This window comes from Microbispora sp. H13382 (assembly GCF_014161445.1).
In the GTDB taxonomy this organism is placed as follows: domain Bacteria; phylum Actinomycetota; class Actinomycetes; order Streptosporangiales; family Streptosporangiaceae; genus Microbispora.
In genome coordinates this window covers 39,427-64,149 of sequence record NZ_JABBXA010000004.1, presented here as the reverse complement: position 1 = coordinate 64,149, position 24,723 = coordinate 39,427, and the positions used below count along the sequence as shown (strand labels likewise).

Genomic DNA, 24,723 nt, shown 5'->3' with positions numbered 1-24,723 from the left:
GGGACTCTAGGAGTACCTGGGCACATACGTCCAATCAGGGGGTCTCCTGCGATTTTCGCGCCGGCACGACTGCGAAGGCTCGACGGGCCTGCCGCACGAACTCGCGTACGGCGGGGCCGTGCCCGCCGCGCCACACCAGGGCGAGCAGGGCCGGTGACTCGGCGTCCGCGATGGTGAGCGCGATGAGCCGGTCGCGGTGGGCCGTCGCCATCGACTCGCTGAGGACGGCGACGCCGAGCCCGCGGGCCGCGAGATCCGCGACGGCGCCGGCCGCCCCGGCCTGCAGCGCGATCACCGGCTGGAGGTCCCGGGCCGCGCAGGCCCGGTCGAACACCGCACGCAGACCGGTGCCGGCGGGCATGCAGACGATCGGGTGCGAGCCGAGATCGCGCAGGGTGACGACGCCCCGGCTCGCGAGGGGATGGTCCGGCGGGACGGCGGCGACGAGCCGCTCGCTGACGAGCGTCAACGTCTCCAGGTCGTCCGGGACGGCGGCGAGCCCGGCGAGGGCCAGGTCGAGGGCGCCGGACCGCACCCCGTCGACGAGCCGGTCGGAGTTGTCCTCCAGCAGGGCGATCTCGACCCCCGGATGGGCCCGGTGGAACGCGGCGAGGGCGTCGAACAGCGGCGTGACGGTGCAGCCGACGACCATCCCGACGGTGAGCCGGCCCCGGATGAGGCCGGTCACCTCGCTCACCGCCTGTCCCAGCGCCCCGGCGGCGGCGAGCGCGGCGCGGGCGTGGCCGAGCGCGGCCTTCCCCGCGACGGTGAGCGTAACGCTCCGCGCCGACCGGTCGAACAGCTCGGCGCCGAGTTCGCGTTCGAGCTGCCGGATCTGCGCGCTCACGCCGGACTGGCTGATGTGCACCCGCTCGGCGGCACGGGTGAAGTTGCGCTCCTCGGCGACCGCGACGAAGTACTCCAGCTGACGCAGCTCCATAACCACTGATTCTAGTTTCGATCGGATCCATCTGTTGGACTTCTCATCGGCCACTCGACAGGCTGGAGACCGTACGAGAGATCGGGAGGAACCATGCCGGAGTACGAGAAGGCCATGCGGCCGGAGGACATCACCCGCCTGTTCGTCGAGCGGTCCAACGCCGGGGACGCCGCGGGCGTGGCGGCACTGTACGAGGAGAACGCGGTGCTGGCCTACCCGCCGGGCAGCGTTACGGTCGGCCGGGAGGCGATCCGCGGCCTGTGGGAGAAGGTCCTCGCGAACCGTCCCCGCTTCGAGCCCGAGGAGCCCCTCCCGACCCTGGTCAGCGACGGCCTCGCGCTGACCTCGACCCCGCCGAAGGACGGCGCGGGCGCCCGGGCCCAGGTCGTACGGCGCCAGCCCGACGGGAGCTGGCTGCGCGTGCTCGACCAGCCCGAGTTCGCACCACCCGCCCGCTGACCCGGCGACTCCGAAGGGCCCCGGCCGGCTCGGACATCGTGGTCGTTTTCGTCGTGCGGCAACGCGGACTCCTCGAAGGGGCACGGCCGGCGCGGCGACTCTCAGGATGACGGTCCGTAGCGGGTGGCGATCGCGGCGGCGCGGGCGTGCAGAGAGTCGCGCAACCACTGCGGCGCCAGGGCTTCCGCGTCCGTGGCGAGCTGCCACAGCGCCCATTCGGCGTGTCTCGGATCCTGGAAGTCCACCTCCAGCCGCAGCCGGCCGTCCGAGTCGGCTTCTTCGGCGCGGACGGCCAGCGCGGTGCTCACCAGATCCTCCCGACGTGCCGGGTCCAGCCGTACCAGCACGGTGACCTGGTCGCCGCCGGTCCGGAACCGCGTGCTGCGTTCCTGCCAGGCCCGGTCGAGATCGACCCGCTCCGGTCGCTGCGCGGGTTCGGCGAGTTCCTCGGCGGCCAAGATGCGGGACAGCCGGTAGGTGCGGTCCGCGCCGGACCTCGTGGCCAGCAGGTAGCCCCGATCGCGTACGGTGACCAGGCCGATCGGGTCCACCGTGCGCCATTTCGGCGTCTGGTCCGAGGCCGCGTAGTGGATGCGCAGCCTGTGTCCGGCGAACACCGCGCGCAGGACCTCGGTCGCGACGGCGTCAGGCACCTCCTCGGCGACCAGCCGGCGCGAGAGGAGATCGGTCTCCGGGTCGACGAGCAATCGCTCGGCCGCACCGGCCGCGGTGTCCCGATAGCTTTCGGGCAGCGCGTCGACCACCTTGAGCATCGCCGAGGCGAGCGCCGAGCCGAGGCCGAACGCCTGCGCGCCGCGCCGTGATCCGGCGACCAGCAGGGCAAGGGCCTCGTCGTGGTTCAGTCCGGTGAGCTCGGTGCGGAAACCGGGCAACAGCGCGAAACCGCCGTGCCGCCCGCGTTCGGCGTAGACCGGGACGCCGGCCGCGGACAGCGCCTCGATGTCGCGCAGCACGGTGCGGGTGGACACCTCCAGTTCGCGGGCCAGCGCGGCCGCGGACAGCCGGCCGTGCCGCCGCAGCAGCAGTACCAGCGAGACCAACCGGTCGGCGCGCACAACGAAAAACGTACCGAAATATACGACACAGGATGTCGTGAATTGTTGGAAGGCTCATCGACGCGGCTACCGAGCCGATCGACGTACGTGACGTCGACGAATCGATTGGAGCTGATGTGGCAATGGAGCGAACGGCGGTCAACCCGTGGGCGTGGTCGACGACGCTGGGATACAACCAGGGTGAGATCGTCTCCGGGCACACCCGGACCCTCTACTGCGCCGGGCAGACCGCGATGGGCGGCGACGGCACACCCCGGCACACCGGGGACATGGCGGCGCAGCTGGCGCTGAGCCTCGACAACCTGGAGGCCGTGCTCGGCGAGGCCGGCATGTCCCTCGCGAACCTCGTCCGGCTCAACGTCTACACCACCGACGCCGATCGGCTCTTCGAGCACTACGGCGTGCTGGCGTCGCGGTTGGGCGCCGCCGGGGTGGCACCGTCCACCACGATGCTCGGGGTGACCCGGCTGGCGATCCCCGACCTGATGGTCGAGCTTGAGGCGACCGCCGTGGCGTGATCGCGTGATGTGACCTCGCCGCCTCCGGCAGGGCCGCCGGAGGCGGCACGAGCCCCGCCGAGTGCTATGCCGCGCGACGGTAGCGGGCGGCGATCGCCGGCCCGTCCAGCCTCGGCTCCACGCTGCACGTTGACTGGGCGAGCGAGTCGGCGTTCCAGCGAGGCGGGCCCAGGCGGCCGGCTCCCCAGACACGGACACGTTGTCCAAGCTGAGCGGTCGTCAGCGGTCGCCGGCCGTGTCGAGGCGTGACCCGCGGCAACGAGCGCCACGCTCACTGGCTACCTATCAGCCAGGACGTTCCCTTGCATATCCGTGGCCCGTAGGTATAGGTCTTTCCGGTCTCGCTCGTCGCGATCAGGATCGCGTCCGGCTCCGGATCGGTGCAAGCACTGTCCGCGAAGCCGTAGGGACGTCCTTGCCCTGGATTCAGGGTCAGGAAAGACCCGCCGGTCGATTTCCACCCCACCGTCACGGTTTCCTGGCTGTAGTTGATGATGTGGAACATCGCTTCGGCGCGAGGTTGACAAGCACTCGAGGCCAGAGCACCGACGATTACAAGCCCAATGGTCAGCGCTCGAACTCTGGAGATCCCACCGGCTCCAGCCATATTCCGCATGCTCATCCACCCCGCCCTACATCCGCCAGATGTCTGGCACTCGCCAGCGTACGAGGGAAACGCCGATATCAGGGACGGCCCCGTCACGCCGGCCCGTTCTCCGACCAGGCCGGACGGGTCCGGGCCCCAAGAAGAGCCGTTCCAAGCTGATAGCGACGACGCCCGGGTGATTACCTGGCCGGACATCCCAACTCGTTGAATCAGTGGTGGAGCGACTACAAATAATCAGATGGATACTAAAGGCTGGTGAACTACAACAGCGGGAAATTCTTGGATCGGTACGACCCGGCAGGCTCTGGCGCGGCCGACTGCAGCGTCTACCAGTATTACTGGACGGGGCAGTCGTGGCAGCACTGGAGGATCGCGAGCGCCTGGTCCAACTCCTACGGCCGCTACTTCGACCAGTGGATCAACAAGGCGGGCTGTAATCGCAACGTCTATTGGGACCATCTGACATCATCATCGAACGGTGATAGCGCATGGCTCGATTATTCCGACCACTGCGAATACGATATGGGCTTCCCCCGAGCGAGGTGCTGGTGGAAGCGGAACGGCGCCTAGGTCTTCGGGAAGGTGACTTGCAATGCCATACAACCCCCGTGTGCTCGTGCTTTCGGTGCTTGCGCTCGTCGGATCGGTCTCAGGGTGCGGCGTTTCAGTGGCTACAGTGGCCGGGGACGATCCTCAATCGGTCACGTCCCAGTCGCCGGCTTTATCCGAACTGCCGCCGACCAGCGGCCCGCCCATGGCCACCCCGACTGCCGAACCGTCGGTTGGAGCCATTCCGCGTGTCAAAGACGCCAGACCGGTACCGATGCCGCTCGACCGTTACATGACAGCCATGAACGACATCAAGCTCGTTGACGAAGCCCGCGACATCGCGGCCGCCGCATGTATGCGCAGGCTCGGTTTCACCAAGTGGACGGCAGACACCATCCGCACCTGGAACCCCGCTGACTACACCGAGTACGACTACGTGGAATACCTCGATCCGGGTCTCGTGGCCAAGTCCGGATACCCGCGGCCGGCAGTCGGAGGGGCGAGCGTAAACGCCCTTCGTGAGGTTGGTCGAAGGCGGCATGAGCCCACGAAGGAGGAACGCAATGCCTTCGAGGGCGGGGCCCGGCAGACGGCCACAGGTAAAGCCATCCCGGCGGGTGGCTGCGTCGAAGATGCGAGCTCACGGATCCACGGCCGCGAAGCCCGCCTCCCGGTCGACCCGCGGTCGCTGGCGGTAGATTCTCGACTGTCGGCATTGCGTGACAGCAGGGTCCGGGAGGCCTTCGCCGCCTGGTCCGCGTGCATGGCACGCCATGATCTTCCGTACCCGGATCCGGTGCTGTTGCGCAACGACCCGAGATGGGCCTCTCGAGAAGCGTCGGAACCCGCCAGCGAAGAAGAGCGGAAGACGGCGTTCGCCGATGCTACATGCCAAGCGGAAGTCAACTTGGTTGGCGTTTACAAAAGCATACGAGCTGCTTATGAACAGTCCTTGGTCGAGCAGAACAGGACAAAGCTAGCCGAGGCTGGACCCGTTTTCGAGGACTGGGTCGACAATGCGAAGGATCTGATCGAATCAAACGGCTCCTGATAGGGCGGCCTCTGACGACCTGGCCGACCGGATCCTGACCTGCGGCTGTCTCTTCTACGGTCAGCACGAACGCCGTGGATTTGAGCTGCTGGACCCACGGTTATTCCTTCCCCGACAACCAGTACCCCCGCTTCATCGACGTTCCGCTGAGTCAATTCGTCACCAAGCTTCCGTAAGCCGAGGCGGCGCTATAAATGCGGATCCTCCGACCGCCACCGCGCGATGGCTTCCTCGTCACGGGCAGCCGATCGCCGCACCGGAACCTGCCAGGAGTAGCCGTGCCGCTCCAAGAGCTTGGATACGCCAGTCATCTGCCGCTCCGGACGTTCTGACGTGGGGACGCAGACACGCCGGCGCCCGGGCACGACCGGACGATCCGATAAGGATCGTGTCAGTGTCGGCTGGAACTTCCCCACTCGCGCCGCCGAAATGACGTGCTGGCGCAACCGGTCTTGCGGGCCGGTTCCCGGATCGCGATGGCGGCGTCGGCGGGGGCTGCCTACTGCGTGCGTTGTTGGCGACGAGCGCGGTGGCGGTGTCGATGATGGTCTGCTCGGTGGGGCGGGGATGCCAGCCGAGCTGGGGTGGGCCTTGCTACTGTCGACGAGCCTTGTGCGGCCCAGCTCGGGGCGCAGCATCGCCCTCTGCGGGTTCAGGTGGGTGAGGAGCTTGACGATGATGTCGGGCATGGTGCGCGTGGGCACCTTGGCGGCTTCGTACGGGAGCTTTTCGCGCAGGATCCAGGCGATGTCCCGGTACCACCAGAAGCTGCCCGACTTCAGGAAGCGCTGGCCCAATCTCGACCCCTGTCCTGGCCTGCGTCACCCGTACGGCTGCCGGCCATGGACGTCGTGGTGGTTCGGTTGCGCTACGCGGCGCAGAAAAATCCCCGCCGGTCCCTAGGAACGACGGGGAGGAATCGCGGTCAGCTCACAACGGGTGAGTTGCCGAGCTCGGGTGGGCCAAGGCGGGACGGGCTCAGGCGGGCAGGCCGAGTTCGCGGGCGATGAGCATGCGCTGCACCTCGCTGGTGCCCTCGCCGATCTCCAGGATCTTCGCGTCCCGGTAGAAGCGGCCGACGGGGAACTCGTTCATGAAGCCGTAGCCGCCGAAGATTTGGGTGGCGTCGCGGGCGTTGTCCATGGCGGCGTTGGACGACACCAGCTTGGCGATCGCGGCCTCCTTCTTGAACGGCAGGCCCGCCAGCATGCGCTCGGCGGCGTGGTAGTAGGCCAGACGGGCGGTGTGCGCCCTGGCCTCCATGTCGGCGATCTTGAACTGGATGGCCTGGTAGTGGCCGATCTCCTGGCCGAAGGCCCGGCGCTCGCCCACGTAGCGCAGCGACTCGTCCACGCAGCCCTGAGCGAGGCCCACCGACAGCGCGGCGATGGCCACCCGGCCCTCGTCGAGCGTCCGGAGGAACTGCGCGTAGCCCCGGCCACGCTCGCCCAGCAGGTTCTCCTCCGGCACCCGGCAGTCGGTGAACGACAGCTCCCGGGTGTCGGAGGCCGACCAACCGACCTTGGAGTACTTCTTCGACACCGTGAAGCCGGGCGTGCCCGACGGCACGAGGATCGTGGAGATCTCCGGCCTGCCGTCCTCGCGGCGGCCGGTGATCGCCGCCACCCCGACCACGCCGGTGATGTCGGTGCCGGAATTGGTGATGAACGCCTTCGAACCGTTGATCACCCACTCGCCGCCGTCGAGAACGGCCGTGGTGCGCATCCCGCCCGGCACGTCGGACCCGCCGCCGGGCTCGGTCAGGCCGAACGCCCCCAGGACCTCCCCCGCCGCCATCTTCGGCAGCCACCGCTGCTTCTGGGCGTCGGTGCCGAATCGGAGGATGGGCATTTCGCCCAGCGAGACCGCCGCCTCCAGCGTGATCGCCACCGAGGAGTCGACCCTGGCCAGTTCCTCCAGGGCCAGGCACAGCGCGAAGTAGTCGCCGCCCATGCCGCCGTACTCCTCCGGGACAGGCAGGCCGAACAGGCCCATCGCGCCCATCTTGCGGACGATGTCGTACGGGAACTCGCACCGCTCGTAGTAGTCCCCGATGACGGGGGCCACCACCTCGCGGGCGAACTCCTCGACCGACTTGCGCAGTTCGACGTGCTCGTCGTTGAGCATCTCAAATCTCCTTGGCGAGAGCCTGGACGACGCGGGAAGGGCTTGGCCGGCCCAGGATTCCGGCGAGCCAGAGGCTGGTGGCGGCCAGCGACCTGACGTCCACCCCGGTCTCGGCGCCGAGGCCGTCGAGCATCCAGACGAGGTCCTCGGTCGCGAGGTTGCCGGTGGCGCTCTTGGCGTACGGGCAGCCGCCGATGCCGCCGGCGGAGGAGTCCACGACCGTGATCCCCCGCCTGATCGCGGTGAGCGTGTTGGCCAGGGCCTGGCCGTAGGTGTCGTGGAAGTGGACGGCGAGCCGGTCCGGCCCGACCCCGGCCTCGGCGAAGGCGTCGAGCAGCGCCTCGACGTGCCGTGGCGTGCCGACGCCGATGGTGTCGCCCAGCGACAGCTCGTAGCAGCCGAGGTCGAGCAGCCTGCGGCCGACGCGGGCGACCTGCCCGGGCGCGACCGGTCCCTCCCAGGGGTCGGCGAAGCACATCGACACGTACGCCCTGACCCGCATGCCGTGGGCGAGGGCCCGCTCGACGACGGGGGCGAACATCTCGAACTGCGACTCGACGGTCCGGTTCAGGTTGCGCTGGGCGAACGACTCGGTGGCGCTGCCGAAGATCGCGATGTCGGTGACTCCCTGCTCCAGCGCCCGGTCGAGGCCGCGCTCGTTGGGGACGAGCACGGGATAGCGGACGCCGGGCACCCGGGGCAGGCTTTCCAGCAGTTCACCGGCGTCCGCGAGCTGGGGCACCCACTTGGGGTGGACGAAGCTCGTCGCCTCGATGGTCGTCAGCCCGGCCTCGGCCAGCCGCCCGATGAACTCGCGCTTGACCTCGACCGGCACGACGGCGGACTCGTTCTGCAGTCCGTCGCGCGGGCCCACCTCGTAGATCGTCACTCGCACGGCGTCACCCTCGCCAGGACCGCGTCCAGTTCCACCGTCTGGCCCGGCCGGGCCCGCAGCTCGGCGAGCACGCCGTCGGCCGGCGCCGTCAGGGTGTGTTCCATCTTCATCGCCTCCACGACGACCAGCGGCTGTCCCGCGCTGACCCGGTCGCCCTCGGCCGCCTTCACCAGCAGCACCGTTCCCGGCATCGGACTGCGTACGACCCCGTCGCCGGCGTGCGCCCCTCCCTGCCGGTCCTTCGGATCACCCGGCTCGTGCCGCGTGAAGGGCCAGGCGCGGCCACCCGCGGCGAGCCATACCGTGTCGCGGTTCCGGGCCACGGCGTACCTGCGGGTGACACCGCCGAGGGTGACCGCCGCCTCCTCGGAGCCGGTCCACTCGAGCCGCGCCCGGCCAAGTGAACGTTCGTTAACTTCGACCTCCGCGTCCCCGGCGGCGCCCCGCACCCGTACGGGCACGCCGAGCCGGTGCACGGTCCAGGCGGGCTCCCCCACACGCCAGCCGTCCGCCACGTCCCACGGGTCGCCCGAGGCGGAGCGGTCGAAGCCGGAGTGCAAGACGAGCGCGGCCGCCGCCAGCACCTCGTCCGGCACCTCGCCGCCGACGACGTCGGCGAGCCGCCGCTCGACCAGCCCGGTGTCGAGCCGCCCGGCCGCGACCTCCGGGTCGGCCAGCAGCCCGCGCAGGAACCCGATGTTCGTGGTGACCCCGAGGATCACGGTCGAGGCCAGCGCCCGGTCGAGCGCCGCGAGCGCTCCCGTCCGGTCAGGAGCCCAGGCCACCGCCTTGGCCAGCATCGGATCGTAGTCGCTGCCCACGGTCATCCCGCCGGCAAGCCCCGAGTCGAACCGCACGCCCTCGCCCGCGGGCTCCCGCAGGGCCAGGATCCGGCCGCCCGTCGGCAGGAAGTCGCGGGCGGGGTCCTCGGCGTACACGCGGGCCTCGACGGCGTGGCCGCGCAGGCGCACCTCGGCCTGCCCGAACGGCAGCGGCTCCCCCGCGGCGATCCGCAGCTGCAGCTCGACCAGGTCGAGGCCGGTGACCATCTCGGTGACCGGGTGCTCGACCTGCAGCCGGGTGTTCATCTCCATGAAGAAGAACTCGCCGGGACGGGAACCGGGGACGATGAACTCGACCGTGCCGGCGCCGACGTAGCCGACCGACCGGGCTGCCTCCACCGCCGCCGCGCCCATGCGGGCCCGCGTCTCCTCGTCGAGCAACGGCGAGGGCGCCTCCTCGACGATCTTCTGGTGGCGCCGCTGGAGGCTGCACTCGCGCTCGCCCAGGTGGACGACGTTCCCGTGGCCGTCGGCCATGACCTGGATCTCGATGTGCCGGGGCCGGTCCACGAACCGCTCGATCAGCAGGGTGCCGTCCCCGAAGGCCGCCGTCGCCGTACGGCGGGCCGACTCGACGGCCGCGGCCAGTGCGTCGGCGGACTCGACCCGCAGCATGCCCTTGCCGCCCCCGCCCGCGGACGGCTTGATCAGCACCGGGAAGCCGATGCGCGCGGCGGCCTCGGCCAGGTCGTCGTGCGGTTCCGCGCCGCCGGGCACGACCGGCACGCCCGCGCGGGCGACCGTCTCCTTGGCCCGGATCTTGTCGCCCATGGCCTCGATGGCCCCGGCCGGCGGGCCGACGAACACCAGGCCCTCGACGGCGCAGCGGCGGGCGAACTCGGCGTTCTCGGCGAGGAAGCCGTAGCCGGGGTGGACGGCCTCGGCGCCGCTCGCGCGGGCGGCTTCGATGATGCCGTCGATGTCGAGGTAGCCGCGCGGGAGCCGTACGGCGAGGTCGGCCTCGCGCACGTGGCGGGCGTCGCGGTCGGCGTCGCTGTGCACGGCGACGGCGCGCACGCCCAGCGCCCGCAGCGTCCGGATGATCCGGACGGCGATCTCACCCCGGTTGGCGATCAGGACACTGGTGAACATCACGAGGTCGACCTCACATCCGGAAGACGCCGTAGCCGACGGGTTCGAGGGGTGCGTTCGCGGCGGCGCCGAGCGCCAGGCCGAGGACGGTCCTGGTGTCCACCGGGTCGATCACCCCGTCATCCCACAGGCGTGCCGTCGAGTAGTAGGGATTGCCCTGGTGCTCGTACTGTGCCCGGATTTCGTCGGCGTCGGCGTCGCCGACCATGGTGAGCACGGTGGCGGCCTGCTCGCCGCCCATCACCGAGATGCGGGCATTCGGCCACATCCACAGGAATCGGGGCGAGTAGGCGCGGCCGGCCATCGCGTAGTTGCCCGCGCCGAACGAGCCGCCGATGATCACCGTGAACTTCGGCACCCGGGCGCAGGCGACCGCCGTCACCATCTTCGCGCCGTGCTTGGCGATGCCCCCGGCCTCGTACGCCTTGCCGACCATGAAGCCGCTGATGTTCTGCAGGAACACCAGCGGGATCGAGCGCCGGTCGCACAACTCGACGAAGTGGGCGCCCTTGAGCGCCGACTCGGCGAACAGGATGCCGTTGTTGGCCACGATCCCCACGGGGTGCCCGTGGATCCGGGCGAACCCGGTGACCAGGGTCGGGCCGTACTCGGCCTTGAACTCCAGGAACCGGCTGCCGTCGGCCACCCGGGCGATCACCTCGCGCACGTCGTACGGCTGGCGCGTGTCCTGGGGAACGAGGCCGTACAGGTCGCGCGGATCGTAGAGCGGCGGCTCGGCCGGGCCCACGTCCCAGGGGCGAGGGCTCTGCGGGCCGAGCGACGCGACGATGTCCCGCACGATCTTCAGGGCGTGCGCGTCGTCCTCGGCGAGGTGGTCGGTGACGCCGCTGACGCGGGCGTGGACCTCGCCGCCGCCCAGTTCCTCCGCGGTGACGGTCTCGCCGGTCGCGGCCTTCACCAGCGGCGGCCCGCCGAGGAAGATCGTGCCCTGATCGCGCACGATCACCGCCTCGTCGCTCATCGCCGGGACGTACGCCCCGCCCGCGGTGCAGGAGCCGAGCACGGCCGCGATCTGCGGGATGCCCCGGGCCGACATGGTGGCCTGGTTGTAGAAGATGCGGCCGAAGTGCTCACGGTCGGGGAAGACCTCGTCCTGCTTCGGCAGGAAGGCGCCGCCCGAGTCGACCAGATACACGCACGGCAGGTTGTTGTGGAGGGCGACCTCTTGGGCGCGCAGGTGCTTCTTGACCGTCATCGGGTAATATGTGCCGCCCTTGACGGTGGCGTCGTTGGCCACGATCACGACCTCGCGCCCGGCGACCCGTCCCACGCCGGTGATGATCCCGGCGGCGGGGGCCTGGTCGTCGTACATGCCGGTGGCCGCGAGCGGGGACAGCTCCAGGAATCGCCCGCCGGGGTCGAGGAGCGTGTCGACGCGGTCCCTGGGCAGCAGTTTGCCGCGCTGAACGTGCCTGGCCCGGGCCCGCTCGGGGCCGCCGCGCGCCGCCGCCGCGAGCCGTTCCCGCAGGTCCGCCACCAGGCGCTCGTTCGCCTCCGCGTTGCGCTTGTACGGCTCGCCGCCCGGGTCGCACCGGCTCTCCAGCGCCGGCCAGTCACTCGTGCTCATGCCAAGATGTTAGTCATCGTTAACAGACTCCGTCTACCATGGTGCCGTGAAGACCGGAAGGACCGTGAAGACCCCTACCCGCAACCGGCGGGCCGAGATCCTCGACGCCGCCGCGGGCCTCTTCGCGGCGCGCGGCTTCCACGGCGTGTCCATCGAGGACATCGGCGCGGCCGTGGGCGTGTCGGGGCCGGCGCTGTACCGGCACTTCAGCGGCAAGGAGGCCCTGCTCACCGAGATGCTGCTGGACATCAGCGAGCGGCTGCGCGAGCAGGGGGCACGGCTGGCCACCACCGCCGACCCGGACACCGCCGAGGCCGCGCTCGACGCGCTGCTGTCCGGGCACATCGAGTTCGCGCTGAATCACCCCGCGCTGATCCGCGTGCACGAGCGCGAGCTGGACAACGTGCCGGAGCAGGCCCGGCGGGCCATCCGGCGGCTGCAGCGGCTGTACGCCGAGGAGTGGGTGACCGTGCTGTCCGAACTGCACCCCGCCTGCCCGCCCGCGCGGCTGCGCGCCGCCACGCACGCGGTCTTCGGCCTGCTCAACTCCACCCCGCGCAGCGCCGGAGAGCTCGCCCCCGAGGCCATGGCCGGCCTCCTGCGCGCCATGGCCCGCGCCGCACTGTCCCGGCTCTGAGTCTCCCCGGTCGTACAGCCCGGGCGGATCGGCGCTTCCGGCCGCGGGACGGGAGAGCGGTGTCCGCTGTCCGCGATGTCCTCAGCCGAAGTTGGTCCAGGCTCGGGTGGCTCCGGTTCGGGGATCGACGTCGAGGTAGTCGGCCCGGCCGTCGCCGTCGAGGTCGGCGAACTGGATCTGTCTGCCGTCGACGCCGACGCCGCTGGCGACCTGTCCGCCGGGGATCCAGTACCAGTCGCCCCCGCTCGGCTTGGGACCGCCGTTCTGCCAGACCTGAACGGAGCTGTCGTATCCCGCGGTGCCGGGGTCGCTGAGGCCGCCCATCCGGACGTAGTCCGCGGACCTGGTGCCGTAGAGCGGGGCGAAGCGGATACGGCTTCCGGGTGCGCCGACACCGCCGGCGACGGTGCCCTGCGGCCACCAGTACCAGTCGCCCCCGCTCGGCTTGGGACCGCCGTTGAGCCAGGCCTGGACCGAGCTGTCGTCATTGACCTTCAGGTAGTCGGCCCGGCCGTCGCCGTCTAGGTCGGCGAACCGGACATGGCTGGCGGACGCGCCGACGCCGCCGGCGATGGTGCCCTCCGGCCACCAGTACCAGTCGCCACCGCCGGGCTTCGCACCGCCGTTCAACCAGGCCCGCACGGAGCCGTCGTAACCGACCACCAGGTAGTCGGCCCGGCCGTCGGCGTTGATGTCCGTGAAGTGGACATGGATGCCGATATCGCCGACGCCGCCGGCGATGGTGCCCTGCGGCCACCAGTACCAGTCGCCGCCGCCGGGCTTCGCGCCGCCGTTCAGCCAGGCCCGGACCGAGCTGTCGTCGTCGATCTCAAGGTAGTCGGCCTTGCGGTCGCCGTTGATGTCGGCGTAGACGACCCGCCTGTTGAAGTCGGTGAAGGTCCCGGACGCGATCGTGCCTTGCGGAAACCAGCCCTTGACGGGACCGGCAGCCGGCGTCCCGCCGCCGGGTCCTGCGATCCATCCGGCCCGCCCCACGTCCACCAGGCCGCGGTAGAACAATGCCGCCATCTTCAGGTAGCCGGAGTCGTTGGGGTGCAGGAGGTCGGCCAGATCGGTGAGCGTCACCGGGCTCATGTTGACCATGTAGACGTGCTTGCCGGCGGCCCACCGCGACCCTGTCTCCGACCGGATCGCCTCGTTGAACCGCAGGATCCGCGCCTGGGTCGCCCCCCAGTTGGACGGGACGATGGTCGAGACCAGGAGGGTCACATTGGGGTCGGCCCGGAAGATCTGGTCGATGAGGCTGCCGAGCCTGGCCGGCGCGCCGTCCGGGTTGTCGTTGTTGTTCATGTCGTTGGTGCCTATGTGCAGCAGCACGACATTGGGCCGATACGTCGCCATCGCCGAGTCCGTGATACCGGCGATCTGGGAGATCGTCCAGCCGGAGCGTCCCTCATGGGCGTCGGGCGCCGGGCCCGAGTGCTGTGAGCCGACGAACGTGACGGTCGCCCCGTCCTCTCTCAGCATGTTGCTGAGAGTCGACCGGTAACCGCCTCCGTTCGAACTGCCCGCGCCGTAGGTGATCGAGTCGCCCAAGGCCATGATCCGCAGATCCCGCTGGAGGTTCGAGGTGACCCCGGCCCATGCCGCCGTCTCTTCGGCGATGAGGGCTTCCAGCTCCTGGAACCGCCAGCCGAGCTGCTCCACCCTGCCGGCGACCACGCCTCCGAACCAGGAGTCGAGCCAGGGCACCTGGGACCTGATCCAGATCCCGGCCCTCTTGATGGCATCGGCGAGGTTGGCCTTCGCCCACGGGGCGAGGTACTTCTCCCAGAGGAAGCCCCCGGCCAGCCCGAGTATCCCGGCGATGATGATGTCCCTGGTCGCCTCGGGGGCGCCCAGGTCTCCCGCGAACGCGTGCGTCACGAGTGCCGCCATGATGCCGGTGACGGTGGTCTGAAGGGGGGTGCAGACCAGCGGAACGGTCGCGGCGAGCACCCCGCTGGCTGTCAAGGAGCCGATGCAGAGCATCCTGAGCCCGTATCCCACGATCCAGGCGATCGCCGTGGCTGCGACCTGCTGCCAGAAGCCGGAGGTGGTGATCTCCGCGGCCGGGATGGTCAGGACCAGGCCGGCGCCGTTGGAGGTCACGTTCACCGTGCCGCTGAAATTCGGCCACACCGAGGTGTCGACGGTGATGCTCACCGGGCTTTGGCTGTCCGCGATCGCCTGCTTGAGCGTGTCGCCCAGTCCGCCGTGCTCTGTGATCTCCGCCTGCATCTCCGGGACGATGTCCCGCAGGACGGCGGGGTTCACGCCGAGGTCGGAGGCGTTAAGGGTGATGGTGACATCCCGGGCGGCCGCTCGCGCCGGTGTGACGGGAGCGAGGCACACCACCATCGCGATGGACAGCACGACGATCTGGACATGACGGGATAACAACGCCAGTCCGCTGGTCTTATGCATATTCCACCCAAACGAGAAGGAATGGGCGGCTAGGGCTGAACAGGGAAATCGGCCACCCATGAAGGTGGCGCTATTCAAATGACGGCGACCGGGGGCTGGATGACCACAGGATGAACCCCGTGGAGAAGACCGATGAAGATCGTGGCGTTCTACCGGTCAGCCGAGCAGCATCTTCCGGGCGGCGCGTTCGATGTCGGACTCCGACAACAGGACGGTGTCGGCGGCCGGGCCGAGTGGCACGAAGCTGTCCAGTGAGGTCACACGGCTGATCGGGCCGCGGAAGCCGTTGTCGACGAGCGCGGTGATCACGCTCTCGGAGACGCCGCCGCTGCGGCGGGTCTCGTCGGCGATCAACACCCGGCCGGTCAGTTCGGCCGCGCGCATGAGGTCGTCGACCGGCAGCGGCGACAGCCACCGCAGGTCGAGCACCCGACAGCTCATGTCCTCCGCCGTGAGCTTCACCGCCGCCCGCAGGCTCATGCGCAGGCCGTTGCCGTAGGTCACGATGGTCAGGTCGCGCCCGTCGCCGTAGGAGCGCGCGCGGCCGACCGGGACGTGGGTCTCGGCCCAGCGCGCCGGCGGCGCGTACGGCGCGAGCCAGCCGCCGTCGCCCTCCTCGAAGAGGTCACGGGTGTGGTAGAGCGCGATGGGTTCGAGGAACACGCAGACGCTGCCGTCCGCGCGGGCGGCGGCCAGGCAGGTGCGCAGCATCGCGGCGGCGTCGTCGGCCCGGGCGGGAGACGCCACGATCACGCCGGGAATATCGCGCAATGCGGCTATTGAGTTGTCGTTATGGAAATGTCCGCCAAAGCCCTTCTGGTAGGCATACGAGGCGACTCGTAGGACCAGCGGATTGCGATACGCGCCCTGCGAGAAGAACTGCATGGTCGACGCCTCGCCGCGAATCTGATCAAGGGCGTTGTGCACGTAGGCGAGGTACTGGATCTCCGGCACCGGCAGCAGCCCCGACACCCCGCTCCCGAGCGCCAGGCCGAGGATCGCCTGCTCGTCCAGGAGCATGTCGAAGACCCGCTCCGCCCCGAACCTGCGCAGCAGCCCGCGCGTCACGCCGTACACCCCGCCCTTGCGGGCCACGTCCTCACCGAACACGAGGACCCCGGGGTCCAGCGCCATCGCGTCGGCCAGCGTGCGGTTGACGGCCTGGGCGACGGTCAGCCCGCCCTCCTGCTCCGGCAGGGTGGCGAAGGCGCGCTCGCGCGCCTCGGCGGGCGCGGACCGGACGGCCTCGGCGGCCACCACGTCGGGGCGGCGCGGCGCGAGCGGGGCCGTCACCTCCTCAGCCGTGGCGAGCCGGGGCCGGCGCGCGCACTCCAGCGCGAGCTTCAGCACGTGGTCGCGCTCGGCCTCGTAGCGCGCCAGCAGTTCGTCGGGCTCGGCCAGGCCCGCCTCCACCAGCAGCCGCGCCGTACGGACGAGGGGGTCGCGATCCAGGTCGGCGGCGATCTCGCGGCGGGTGCGGTAACCGATCTCCACGTCGGAACCGGCATGGCCCATCAGGCGCACGGTCCGCAGGTGCAGGAACGCCGGGGCACGGTTGACGCGCACGTGCTCGACGGCGCGCAGCGCCGCGTCGTAGGCGTCGGCCAGGTCGCAGCCGTCGGCGTGGAAATACTCCAGCAGGGGGTGCCTTGCCCGCTCGATCCACTCCGGCGGCGTCTTCACGCTGATGCCGAGGCCGTTGTCCTCGCACACGAACAGCACCGGGATCTGCAGCCCGCGGTGGCGGCCGTACGCGGCGGTGTTCAGCCCGGTCAGCGCGGAGGCGTGGTTCATCGACGCGTCGCCGAAGCTGCACACGGCGATGGCGTCCCCGGGCCAGGGGGAAGGCAGGGCCAGCGTGCGCGCCCGCTCGATGGCGAAGCCGACGCCGACGGCACGCGGCAGGTGACTGGCGATCGTGGAGGTCTGCGGGATGACGGCGAGGCCGGGGTGGCCGAACACCTTGTGCCGGCCGCCCGCGATCGGCTCCTCGGCCGACGCCGTGATCCCCAGCAGGACGTCGCGCAGCCCCTCCTCCGCCAGCCGGCCGGCCTGGGCGGAACGGGTCAGATAGAAGGCGCCGGACCGGTAGTGCAGCAGCGCGGGGTCGTCCACGCGGAGCGCGGCGGCGACGGCGGCGTTCCCCTCGTGCCCCGACGACCCGATCGTGTAGAAGCCTTCGTCCCGCTCACGCATATGACGGGCGGCGACGTCGAGGAGCCTGCTGCCGAGCTGAACGGCGAACAGTTCACGGCACCGCGTGCCCGTCAGGCCCGTGCCCGGGCGTACCGGCAGGTCCGGATCCCGGGCGGGTCCGGGGGTCAGCGCCCCGACGGCCTCGGCGAAATGCGTCTCCACAGCGTCCCGCACCACACGGCCGATTATGTCGCACGATGCACGCTCCGTCCCGCACAGCGACAACTTGGTGCGCCAGCGGTTATGGATCTTCCCGTTTGACACAAATCGATGACGATAGGTCAGACCGCTCAACCGTTGCCGGTATTCGCCCGTCTACTCGTTATGAATGACGTGGCACCCTCAGGCCGCGTTCAACCACCGGGAAGGATGGTTCACCGGAATGTTGAAACGCATTCAAGCCGCGATCGCGGCAGTGGTCCTGGGAGGGGCGGCCCTCGTCGCGCTCCCGGCCACCGCCGGCGCGGCGACGGCAGCGGGTCCGAGCGACCTGACCGTCTCCCCCAATCCCGTGGTCGTCGCCGGCGGTTCGGGCACGACGGCGACCTTCACCTACAAGGCGTCGCAGAAGGGCGCGGCGAGGCTCGTCGACCGCGACGGCCGCGCCGTCCCGCTGGACCCCGCCCCCGTGGGCTCCGGCGTCTACTCGGCGAGGTACGGCTTCACCTTCGACGACGAGCCGGGCGTCTGGAAGCTCCAGGTGCGGGCCGACGGCGGCACCGCGAGCAAGGAGTTCCAGGTTCACTGGACCACCGACCTCGACTTCGACGCCTCGCCTGACGTCGTCGACCGGGGCGGCCGGATCCGGCTTACCGGCGCGCTGACCTACCTGGACGGCGACGGCCGGCAGGCGTACGACGGCCAGAAGGTGGACATCGCCTTCAAGCCGGTCGGCGGCTCCTACAGCCGGGTCGGCTCGGTGACGACCGACCGGAACGGCCGGTTCTCCGTCGACGAGAGGGCGGACAGGACCGGCTGGTGGCGGGCCGAGTTCGCCGGTGCCGACGACGCCGAGCCCGCGACGAGCGACAGCGACCGCGTCGACGTCAGGGCCGCGGCCAGCCGCACCCGCATCACCGGATTCGACGCCTCCCCCGAGCCCGTCGACGCCGGTGACACGCTGCGCCTGCGCGGCCGGTTGGAGATCTCCGGCTTCGCCGGCTGGAGCGGCTACCCCGGGCAGAGCGTGAAGATCCTGTTCAAGCCTGCCGGCGGCTACCGCTGGCAGTACGTCACCTCCGACCGGACCGACTCCCACGGCCGCTTCGCGGCGGACGTCACGGCCAGGACCTCCGGCTGGTGGCGGGCCGAGTTCGAGGCGACCGGCGGAGGGTCGTACTCGGCGAGCGCGACCGACTACGTGACGGTCCGCGTGCCCCGGCCGGTGCCTCCGCCCAGGGCCGGCACCCGGGTGATCCTGTTCAACGCCTCTCCGGAGCCGGTGAAGTACCACAGGTACCTCACCTTCCGCGGCAAGCTGCAGGTCTGGGACCACGGCTGGGAGGGCTACGGCCACCAGAAGGTGACCGTCTGGTTCAAGAAGGCCGGCGGCTCCTGGCACTACGTCAAGACGCTGTGGACGAACGGCTCCGGCAAGCTCTGGGGCAAGACCACGGCGTCGGCGTCCGGCTACTGGAAGGTCGTCTTCGCCGGCAACGGCGAGGCCGGCCCGTCCTCCAGCCGGAGCGACTGGGTGCGCGTGAAGCGCTAAGGGATCTGTGAGCCGGCCCGGGGCGTGCGCACGCCCCGGGCCGGTTCATGCCGGCACCGGACCGGCTCACCACGGGGCCTCGCGTTCACCTTCGGGCCGTACGTCGTGGCGAGTGGATTTCCCGGCCGCCCGCATGTGAGCACCGTTCCGATAACAATTGCCCCATTGACATCTACTGCCGCTTGGATCGATCCATAACAATGACGATGTGCCGGAGATATCACCTTTAAGGCCGGGAGACCCGCCACAAATCGGTCGTTACACACTTACCGGTCGTATTGGCGTGGGTGGCCAGGGAACGGTTTACCACGCGGTCGACCCCTCCCGGCAGCCCGTCGCGGTCAAGTGGATCCGGCCCGACCTGACCGGCGACATCGCCGGCGCCCAGCGGTTCCTCCGCGAGGTCGCCGCGGCCAAAAGAGTGGCCGCCTTCTGCACGGCCCAGGTTCTGGACACCGGCGTGGAATATGACCGGCCGTATATCGTGAGCGAGTTCATCGACGGCCCCTCACTCCAGCAGAGCATCGCCACATCGGGCCCTATCAGAGGAAACGCGCTCTCCCGCCTCGCGGTCGGGACGGCCACCGCGCTCGCGGCGATCCACCGTGCCGGAATCGTCCACCGGGACCTCAAGCCGCCCAACGTGATCATCGGCCCCGACGGTCCGCGCGTGATCGACTTCGGCATCTCCCGCGCGCTCGACACCACGTCGTCACTGACCTCCGTGCCGATCGGAACGCCCGCCTACATGGCGCCGGAGCAGTTCCTCAACCAGGACATCGGCCCGGCGGCCGACATGTTCGCCTGGGCCGGCACGATCGTGTTCGCGGCCAGCGGGTCGGCACCGTTCGGGAACCAGTCGCTGCCCGCCGTCATCAACCGGATCCTGAACGCCCAGCCGGACATCCGGGACATCGAGGGCAGGCTTCGGGATGTGGTGGCGTCCTGCCTCGACAAGGATCCGGCTCGCAGGCCGTCCGCCCAGCAGGTCATCGACGCGCTTATCGAGCAGTCGGCTCCCGAACCCGCTCCGCAGAGCACTCACGAGAGTGCTCGGGACGCCGTTCCCGAGACCGCGCCCGAGCCTGCCGAGAGCGCACGGGGAACCGCGCCCGAGCCCGCCGAGAGCACGCCGGGGACCGTTCCCGAACCCGCACCTCCGGCGCCCGCCGGGGAGGCACCCGCGGAAGAACCGGACCGGACCGAGTCTCCGGAGACGACCACGGAGCCGTCGCCCGCTCCCGGCCAGGTGGGCGTGAACGCCGCCACCACAGACGCCGCCACAGATGCGGCCACAGATCCGGCCACAGATCCGGCCACGGGTGCGGCCACGGACGCGTTCACAGATGCGGCCACGGACGCGGGCGGGCGCGCGGGCCGCCCGGCCGCCAAGGTCGTCGCGGCGGTCTGCGCCGCGGTGGCGGCGGTCGCCGCGGCCGTGTTCGTCCTGCCCCAGGGGGAGGACCCGGGCGTGCGGGCGGTCAGGGCGCACACGTCCCTGCCGGGCTCGCCGCCGGCGTCCGCGCTCACCGTCGTACCTGTCGGACAGGCGAACCTCACGCCGGCCACGGATGCCACACCGGTCACGAGTCCGAGCGCCCCCCGTCCGCAGGGCACCTCCGGCAAGAGCGGCGGGACGACCGGCGGAGGGACGACGTTCCAGCGCAAGTCCGAGCCCCGCCCCGGCTCCGGCCCGCGTCCGCCCTCGGCGCGGGACGGCGCCGTCCCCACGACGGGCCTCGTCGGCCGGGAACTGTCCGGCGTCTCCGCGGTGCTCCACGAACATCCGAGCGACCCTGTGGCGGTCGCCGCGTATCGGGTGACGGACGCCAAGGGGCGCCTGCGGGGTCTCTACACGAGGAGCTCCCCCGGCGCGAAGTTCCGGAAGTGGACGGGCTACTTCCAGGTCGAGGTCTCCCCCGACGGCAGGTACGCGGCGGGTCTGCCGACGGAGTTCACCGACGGCTACGACTCGGTCGACGTCATCGACCTGGAGACCGGCGACGTCCGCAAGACGCTGACGGTGCGGCAGCCCCTTCAGGGCACCAACATCCAGTGGTCGAGGGACGGCAGGAGGATCCTGCTGACGCTGATCATGTTCACCGGATCCACCGAGGTCACCAGCAAGGGCTTCATCGTGGCCGAGGTGGGAGAGCCGAAGGCGCGGGTCGTGACGGTCGCGGACCCGGCAATCGCCCACTCGACGTTCACGTGGGACGCGCGGGACAAGGGCGTGGTCGCGCTCACCGGCACCGGCGGCACCAGGGGAATACGCTTCTTCAGCGCCGCGGGGACGGCGGTGCGCGACATGGCGGCCGGCGCCGTCGCCGAGACCGTCCGCGCGGACGAGGTCGGGGTCCTGTTCGCGCCCTCCAGGCGATCGTTCCTCACCGCCTGCGCCGGCCCGGCGCGGACGTACTGCGTCTGGGACGCGGCCACGGGCCGGGAGCTGCGGCGGTTCACCGCGAACTGTCAGTACGTCTACGCCTGGTTCGGCGACGAGCACGTCGTCTGCCAGGCCACCGGGGACGGCGACGACGACGCGATCGTCGTCGCCGGTCTGAACGGACAGACGGTACGGACCATCCTGACGGCCGACGACGCCACGATGGAGCGGAAGCTCGAGATCTCCTTCCAGTTCAGGTACTCGTGACCCCGGGGCCGTCAGAGCCAGTCGCGGCGTTTGAAGACCAGGTAGAGCGTGAGGCAGACGACGCCCATCAGCATGATCGCCATGGGGTATCCGAGCAGCCAGTGCAGCTCGGGCATGTGGTCGAAGTTCATCCCGTAGATCGTGCCGACCAGCGTCGGGGCGAACAGGATGGCCGCCCACGCCGAGATCTTCTTGACCTCGTCGCCCTGGGCGATGCTCGCGGCCGTGAGCTTGGTCATCTCCTCGTTCTGCTGCTGGCTGACGAGTGTGGCGTTGACGACGAGGATGTCCTGCAGCATCTGCCGGAAGCCCGCGACGCGCTCGGTGACCGTGATGGCGTGGTCGGAGACGTCGCGCAGGTAGCGCTGCAGCTCCTCGTTCACGCCGTATTTGGGCGAGCCCGCGATGAAGCCGTCGAGCATCGGGACCAGCGGGCTGATCGCCCGCTGGAACTCGATGACCTCGCGTGACAGGGCGTAGATGCGCCGGGGCGCGGCCGGGTCCCCGCCGAAGACCTGCACCTCGATCTCGTCGACGTCGTTCTGCAGCCCGGCGACCACCGGCGCGTAGCCGTCCACGACCGCGTCGAGGATCGCGTACAGCACGGCCTGCGGCCCCTGGCGCAGGAGGTCGGGGTCCGACTCCATGCGCCGGCGCACCTTGGACAGGTCGGGCGCCTCGCTGTGCCGTACGGTCAGCACGAAGTCGGGGCCGACGAAGATGTGCAGCTCGCCGAAGGCGACCTTCTCGGGCTGGTCGAGATACTGGGCGGCCCGCAGCACCACGAACAGCGTGTCGCCGTACCGGTCGGCCTTGGGCCGCTGGTGGGCGACGATGGCGTCCTCGATTGCGAGCTCGTGCAGGCCGAACTCCTCCGCCGCCTTGATCAGCTCGGCCTCCTCCGGCCGGTACAGGCCGATCCACGCCATCGCACCCGGCCGCGACCGCAGCGCGGCGATCGCGTCGCCCAGCGAGAGCGGCGAGTCCACGCGCTCGCCGTCCACGTACACGGCGTTGTCGATCACGCTGTGCCGGAACGGCTCCTCCTCGCCCGCACGGGGGTCCATGGATTGCTCGGGAGCCTGCTCCGGTTTCGCCCTCATCAGCCCACTCAATCCGCGCAGTCCACGCATACGCCGCTCAGCCACACGTAGAAGGTAACCGCCCTCGCATCGGGCACCGACCCCCGCCACCCGGCCTCGGGTTCGCGCGCATGCCGAACATGGTGCCGCCCCAGGCGTGGGTGGTGGGCACGTCCGCGGCCGGGGGGCGTCCGCCGTACGATTCCGGGGGTGACCCCCCTGAAGGCCCTGTGGAACCACCTGACCGCCGTCCAGGTCGCGCCCCCGCTCTGGCTGGTCGTCCTGTCCGGGTTCGCCGCCCTCACCGTCGTCGCCTACCCGGCGTCGTGGCACATCTCCCGCGGCCTGATCACGATCGCGCACGAGGGAGGCCACGCGCTGGTCGCGGTGCTGACCCGGCGCAAGCTGCGGGGCATCCGCCTCCACTCGGACACCTCGGGCGTGACGCTCACCAGAGGCAGGCCCACGGGGCCCGGCATGATCGCCACAGCCGCGGCGGGATACGTCGCGCCCTCGCTGATCGGGCTCGGGGCGGCCTGGCTGGTCGCCGACGGGCGGATCACGATGCTGCTGTGGGGCGTGCTCGCCCTGCTGACGTGCATGCTGCTGATGATCAGGAACTTCTTCGGCGCCGTGTCGCTGCTCGCCGTGGGCGGCGCGGTCTTCGCGCTGTCCTGGTTCGCGCCGCCCGACGTCCAGTCGGCCTGCGCGTACGTCGCCGCGTGGTTCCTGCTGCTCGGCGGCGTACGGCCGATCCTCGAACTGCAGAGCAAGCGGCGCGTCGGCCGCGCGCCCGACTCCGACGCCGACCAGCTCGCCCGGCTGACCCGGGTGCCCGGCACGCTCTGGGTGCTGCTGTTCCTGCTCGTCTCCGCGTCCGCGCTCGTCTACGGCGGTTATCTCCTCACAGCCCGCTGGCTGCCTCTGTGAGCTGTTGACCTTGCCGCGACGTCAACGTCTCTAATGAGGGCATGCGAATCGGCGAACTGGCCGCGCTCGTCGGGGTGTCCACCCGCACCGTGCGGCACTACCATCACCAGGGCGTGCTGCCCGAACCGTCGAGGCGGCTCAACGGCTACCGGGAGTACGGCCTGCGCGACGCGCTCCTTCTCGCCCGGGCCCGCAGGCTGACCGAGCTGGGCCTGTCGCTGGACGAGGTGCGCGACGTGCTGACCGGCGACTCCGCCCGGGAGCTGCGGGAGATCCTGCTGGAGCTGGACGCCGACCTCGCCCGGCAGGAGGCGGCGATCAGGGCCAGGCGCGGGCGGCTCGCCGCGCTGCTGAGCGAGGAGTCGCCGTCGCCGGACGACGCCGTCTCGCCGGCGATGGCCGAGTTCCTGCGGTGCCTCGAACCCGTGCGCGACTCCCCGTTCGCGGCGGCCGAGGCCGAACTGCTCGCCCTCCTCGACGCGGCGGCCGAACCGGAGGACCGGGATCGCCTGCTGGAGCTGATGCGGCCCATGACCACGCCGGAGGCGGTCGCCCGGGCCGAGGCGTTGCACCGGAGGCTGGCGGAGCTGGACGGCGCCGACCCCGCCGATCCCCGGGTCGGCGCCCTCGCCGCCGACCTCGCGGCGCACCTGCCCCGCGACCTCGCCGCCTCCCTGGCCTCCGCGATGCCCCGCGCCGACGACCCGTTCGCCCAGGCGTTCCTCGCCGATCTGTCCCCCGCGCAGGCCGAGGTCGCGCGGCGGGCCATGACGCTGCTCGCGGACGGAGCGGCGCCGTGAGGCACGCGATCGGCTACAGCCGGGAGCAGACGCCGACGATGGCGGTGCTGCTGTTCGTGCTGGTCCTGGAGACCGTGGCCATGGACCTGCTGCTGCGCCGGTTCGGGCTGCCGGACGCGCCGCGCCTGGTGATCCTGGCCCTCGACGCGGCGTCGGCCCTCGGCGTCCTCGGCGTCATGGTGAGCTGCGCCCGCCGGCCGCACACCGTCTCGCCGGACGCGCTGCGCCTGCGGTACGGCCGGCTGTTCGGCCTGGACGTCCCGGCGCGGCTCGTCGCGTCGGCGCGCGTCGACCGCCGCTACGACGAGAACAGACTCCTGCGCATCTCGGACGGCGAGCTCGCCCTCGCGGTCTCGTCCCAGACCAACCTCGTGGTCGACCTGCGCGAACCGATCGAGGTGTCCCCTCCGCGCCGTCCTTGGCAGGCTGTACGCCCGGCGACGGCTGTCCGGCGGGTGCGGTTCTTCGCCGACGATCCCGCGGCCGCGGTGCGGGCCGTCGCCGCGCTCACCACGACGACCACGGGCGAGCCCGCTCCCTGAC

At 70.6% G+C, this 24,723-nt stretch carries 21 protein-coding genes; 10 read left to right on the top strand and 11 right to left on the bottom strand.

Annotation, left to right across the window (positions count from 1 at the left end; genetic code table 11):
* Positions 1-34 precede the first annotated feature (34 nt).
* Positions 35-940 carry a LysR family transcriptional regulator gene (locus tag HHX41_RS10130; RefSeq protein ID WP_182905742.1) on the bottom strand — a complete coding sequence of 302 codons (906 nt, stop codon included), beginning with the start codon at positions 938-940 and terminating at the stop codon, positions 35-37.
* 93 nt (positions 941-1,033) lie between these two features.
* Between HHX41_RS10130 and HHX41_RS10125 the strand changes: the two genes are divergently transcribed.
* Positions 1,034-1,399, top strand: coding sequence for a nuclear transport factor 2 family protein (locus tag HHX41_RS10125; RefSeq protein WP_182905741.1), 366 nt, complete (start codon positions 1,034-1,036; stop codon positions 1,397-1,399).
* 101 nt (positions 1,400-1,500) lie between these two features.
* Here HHX41_RS10125 and HHX41_RS10120 read toward each other — a convergent pair whose 3' ends face one another.
* Positions 1,501-2,475, bottom strand: a complete 975-nt coding sequence (locus tag HHX41_RS10120) for a YafY family protein (RefSeq protein ID WP_182905740.1) — start codon at positions 2,473-2,475, stop codon at positions 1,501-1,503.
* Positions 2,476-2,597: 122 nt separating this feature from the next.
* On the opposite strand from HHX41_RS10120, the gene HHX41_RS10115 reads away from it, so the two are divergent.
* Positions 2,598-2,993 (top strand): RidA family protein, encoded by a 396-nt coding sequence (locus tag HHX41_RS10115; protein ID WP_182905989.1) that lies wholly within the window; start codon positions 2,598-2,600, stop codon positions 2,991-2,993.
* A 271-nt stretch (positions 2,994-3,264) separates the two neighbouring features.
* Here HHX41_RS10115 and HHX41_RS10110 read toward each other — a convergent pair whose 3' ends face one another.
* Positions 3,265-3,498: a hypothetical protein gene (locus HHX41_RS10110; protein WP_182905739.1), complete on the bottom strand. Its 234-nt coding sequence runs from the start codon at positions 3,496-3,498 to the stop codon at positions 3,265-3,267.
* A gap of 357 nt (positions 3,499-3,855) precedes the next feature.
* On the opposite strand from HHX41_RS10110, the gene HHX41_RS10105 reads away from it, so the two are divergent.
* Positions 3,856-4,170 (top strand): hypothetical protein, encoded by a 315-nt coding sequence (locus HHX41_RS10105; RefSeq protein WP_182905738.1) that lies wholly within the window; start codon positions 3,856-3,858, stop codon positions 4,168-4,170.
* 22 nt (positions 4,171-4,192) lie between these two features.
* Positions 4,193-5,200: a hypothetical protein gene (locus HHX41_RS10100; RefSeq protein WP_182905737.1), complete on the top strand. Its 1,008-nt coding sequence runs from the start codon at positions 4,193-4,195 to the stop codon at positions 5,198-5,200.
* Between the two features lie 188 nt (positions 5,201-5,388).
* Here the strand turns inward: HHX41_RS10100 and HHX41_RS10095 are convergent, their stop codons facing one another.
* The 5 genes from HHX41_RS10095 to HHX41_RS10075 all read right to left on the bottom strand — a co-directional run bounded on the left by HHX41_RS10095 (position 5,389) and on the right by HHX41_RS10075 (position 11,744).
* The gene (locus tag HHX41_RS10095; RefSeq protein ID WP_182905736.1) at positions 5,389-5,997 is read right to left on the bottom strand and encodes a winged helix-turn-helix domain-containing protein; all 609 of its coding nucleotides are present in this window, start codon (positions 5,995-5,997) and stop codon (positions 5,389-5,391) included.
* A gap of 181 nt (positions 5,998-6,178) precedes the next feature.
* On the bottom strand, positions 6,179-7,327 hold the full coding sequence (locus HHX41_RS10090; protein WP_182905735.1) for an acyl-CoA dehydrogenase family protein: 1,149 nt from the start codon (positions 7,325-7,327) through the stop codon (positions 6,179-6,181).
* A 1-nt stretch (position 7,328) separates the two neighbouring features.
* Positions 7,329-8,222 carry a hydroxymethylglutaryl-CoA lyase gene (locus HHX41_RS10085; RefSeq protein ID WP_182905734.1) on the bottom strand — a complete coding sequence of 298 codons (894 nt, stop codon included), beginning with the start codon at positions 8,220-8,222 and terminating at the stop codon, positions 7,329-7,331.
* A complete protein-coding gene (locus HHX41_RS10080; protein ID WP_182905988.1) occupies positions 8,213-10,156 on the bottom strand; it encodes a biotin carboxylase N-terminal domain-containing protein in 1,944 nt (647 codons plus the stop codon). The genes HHX41_RS10085 and HHX41_RS10080 overlap by 10 nt, the downstream gene beginning before the upstream one ends.
* Before the next feature lie 13 nt (positions 10,157-10,169).
* The gene (locus HHX41_RS10075; protein ID WP_169980495.1) at positions 10,170-11,744 is read right to left on the bottom strand and encodes a carboxyl transferase domain-containing protein; all 1,575 of its coding nucleotides are present in this window, start codon (positions 11,742-11,744) and stop codon (positions 10,170-10,172) included.
* Positions 11,745-11,790: 46 nt separating this feature from the next.
* Between HHX41_RS10075 and HHX41_RS10070 the strand changes: the two genes are divergently transcribed.
* On the top strand, positions 11,791-12,381 hold the full coding sequence (locus HHX41_RS10070; protein ID WP_310741905.1) for a TetR/AcrR family transcriptional regulator: 591 nt from the start codon (positions 11,791-11,793) through the stop codon (positions 12,379-12,381).
* A gap of 81 nt (positions 12,382-12,462) precedes the next feature.
* On the opposite strand, the gene HHX41_RS10065 is transcribed toward HHX41_RS10070, so the two are convergent.
* Positions 12,463-14,808: a GDSL-type esterase/lipase family protein gene (locus HHX41_RS10065; protein WP_182905733.1), complete on the bottom strand. Its 2,346-nt coding sequence runs from the start codon at positions 14,806-14,808 to the stop codon at positions 12,463-12,465.
* Positions 14,809-14,964: 156 nt separating this feature from the next.
* Positions 14,965-17,181, bottom strand: coding sequence for a thiamine pyrophosphate-dependent enzyme (locus HHX41_RS10060; RefSeq protein ID WP_182905732.1), 2,217 nt, complete (start codon positions 17,179-17,181; stop codon positions 14,965-14,967).
* 205 nt (positions 17,182-17,386) lie between these two features.
* On the opposite strand from HHX41_RS10060, the gene HHX41_RS10055 reads away from it, so the two are divergent.
* Together HHX41_RS10055 and HHX41_RS10050 are read left to right on the top strand one after the other, a co-directional pair.
* Positions 17,387-18,715 (top strand): hypothetical protein, encoded by a 1,329-nt coding sequence (locus HHX41_RS10055; RefSeq protein ID WP_182905731.1) that lies wholly within the window; start codon positions 17,387-17,389, stop codon positions 18,713-18,715.
* 208 nt (positions 18,716-18,923) lie between these two features.
* Positions 18,924-21,368, top strand: coding sequence for a protein kinase domain-containing protein (locus tag HHX41_RS10050; protein ID WP_310741904.1), 2,445 nt, complete (start codon positions 18,924-18,926; stop codon positions 21,366-21,368).
* A gap of 11 nt (positions 21,369-21,379) precedes the next feature.
* On the opposite strand, the gene HHX41_RS10045 is transcribed toward HHX41_RS10050, so the two are convergent.
* The gene (locus HHX41_RS10045) at positions 21,380-22,471 is read right to left on the bottom strand and encodes a magnesium and cobalt transport protein CorA (RefSeq protein ID WP_259400857.1); all 1,092 of its coding nucleotides are present in this window, start codon (positions 22,469-22,471) and stop codon (positions 21,380-21,382) included.
* 189 nt (positions 22,472-22,660) lie between these two features.
* Between HHX41_RS10045 and HHX41_RS10040 the strand changes: the two genes are divergently transcribed.
* From HHX41_RS10040 to HHX41_RS10030, 3 genes are read left to right on the top strand one after another with little or no spacing between them, the layout of a single operon-like run.
* Entirely contained in the window at positions 22,661-23,380 is a 720-nt protein-coding gene (locus tag HHX41_RS10040) for a M50 family metallopeptidase (RefSeq protein ID WP_396794305.1), read from the top strand.
* A 41-nt stretch (positions 23,381-23,421) separates the two neighbouring features.
* The gene (locus HHX41_RS10035) at positions 23,422-24,180 is read left to right on the top strand and encodes a MerR family transcriptional regulator (RefSeq protein ID WP_182905729.1); all 759 of its coding nucleotides are present in this window, start codon (positions 23,422-23,424) and stop codon (positions 24,178-24,180) included.
* Positions 24,177-24,722 (top strand): hypothetical protein, encoded by a 546-nt coding sequence (locus HHX41_RS10030; RefSeq protein ID WP_182905728.1) that lies wholly within the window; start codon positions 24,177-24,179, stop codon positions 24,720-24,722. The genes HHX41_RS10035 and HHX41_RS10030 overlap by 4 nt, the downstream gene beginning before the upstream one ends.
* Position 24,723: the final 1 nt, after the last annotated feature.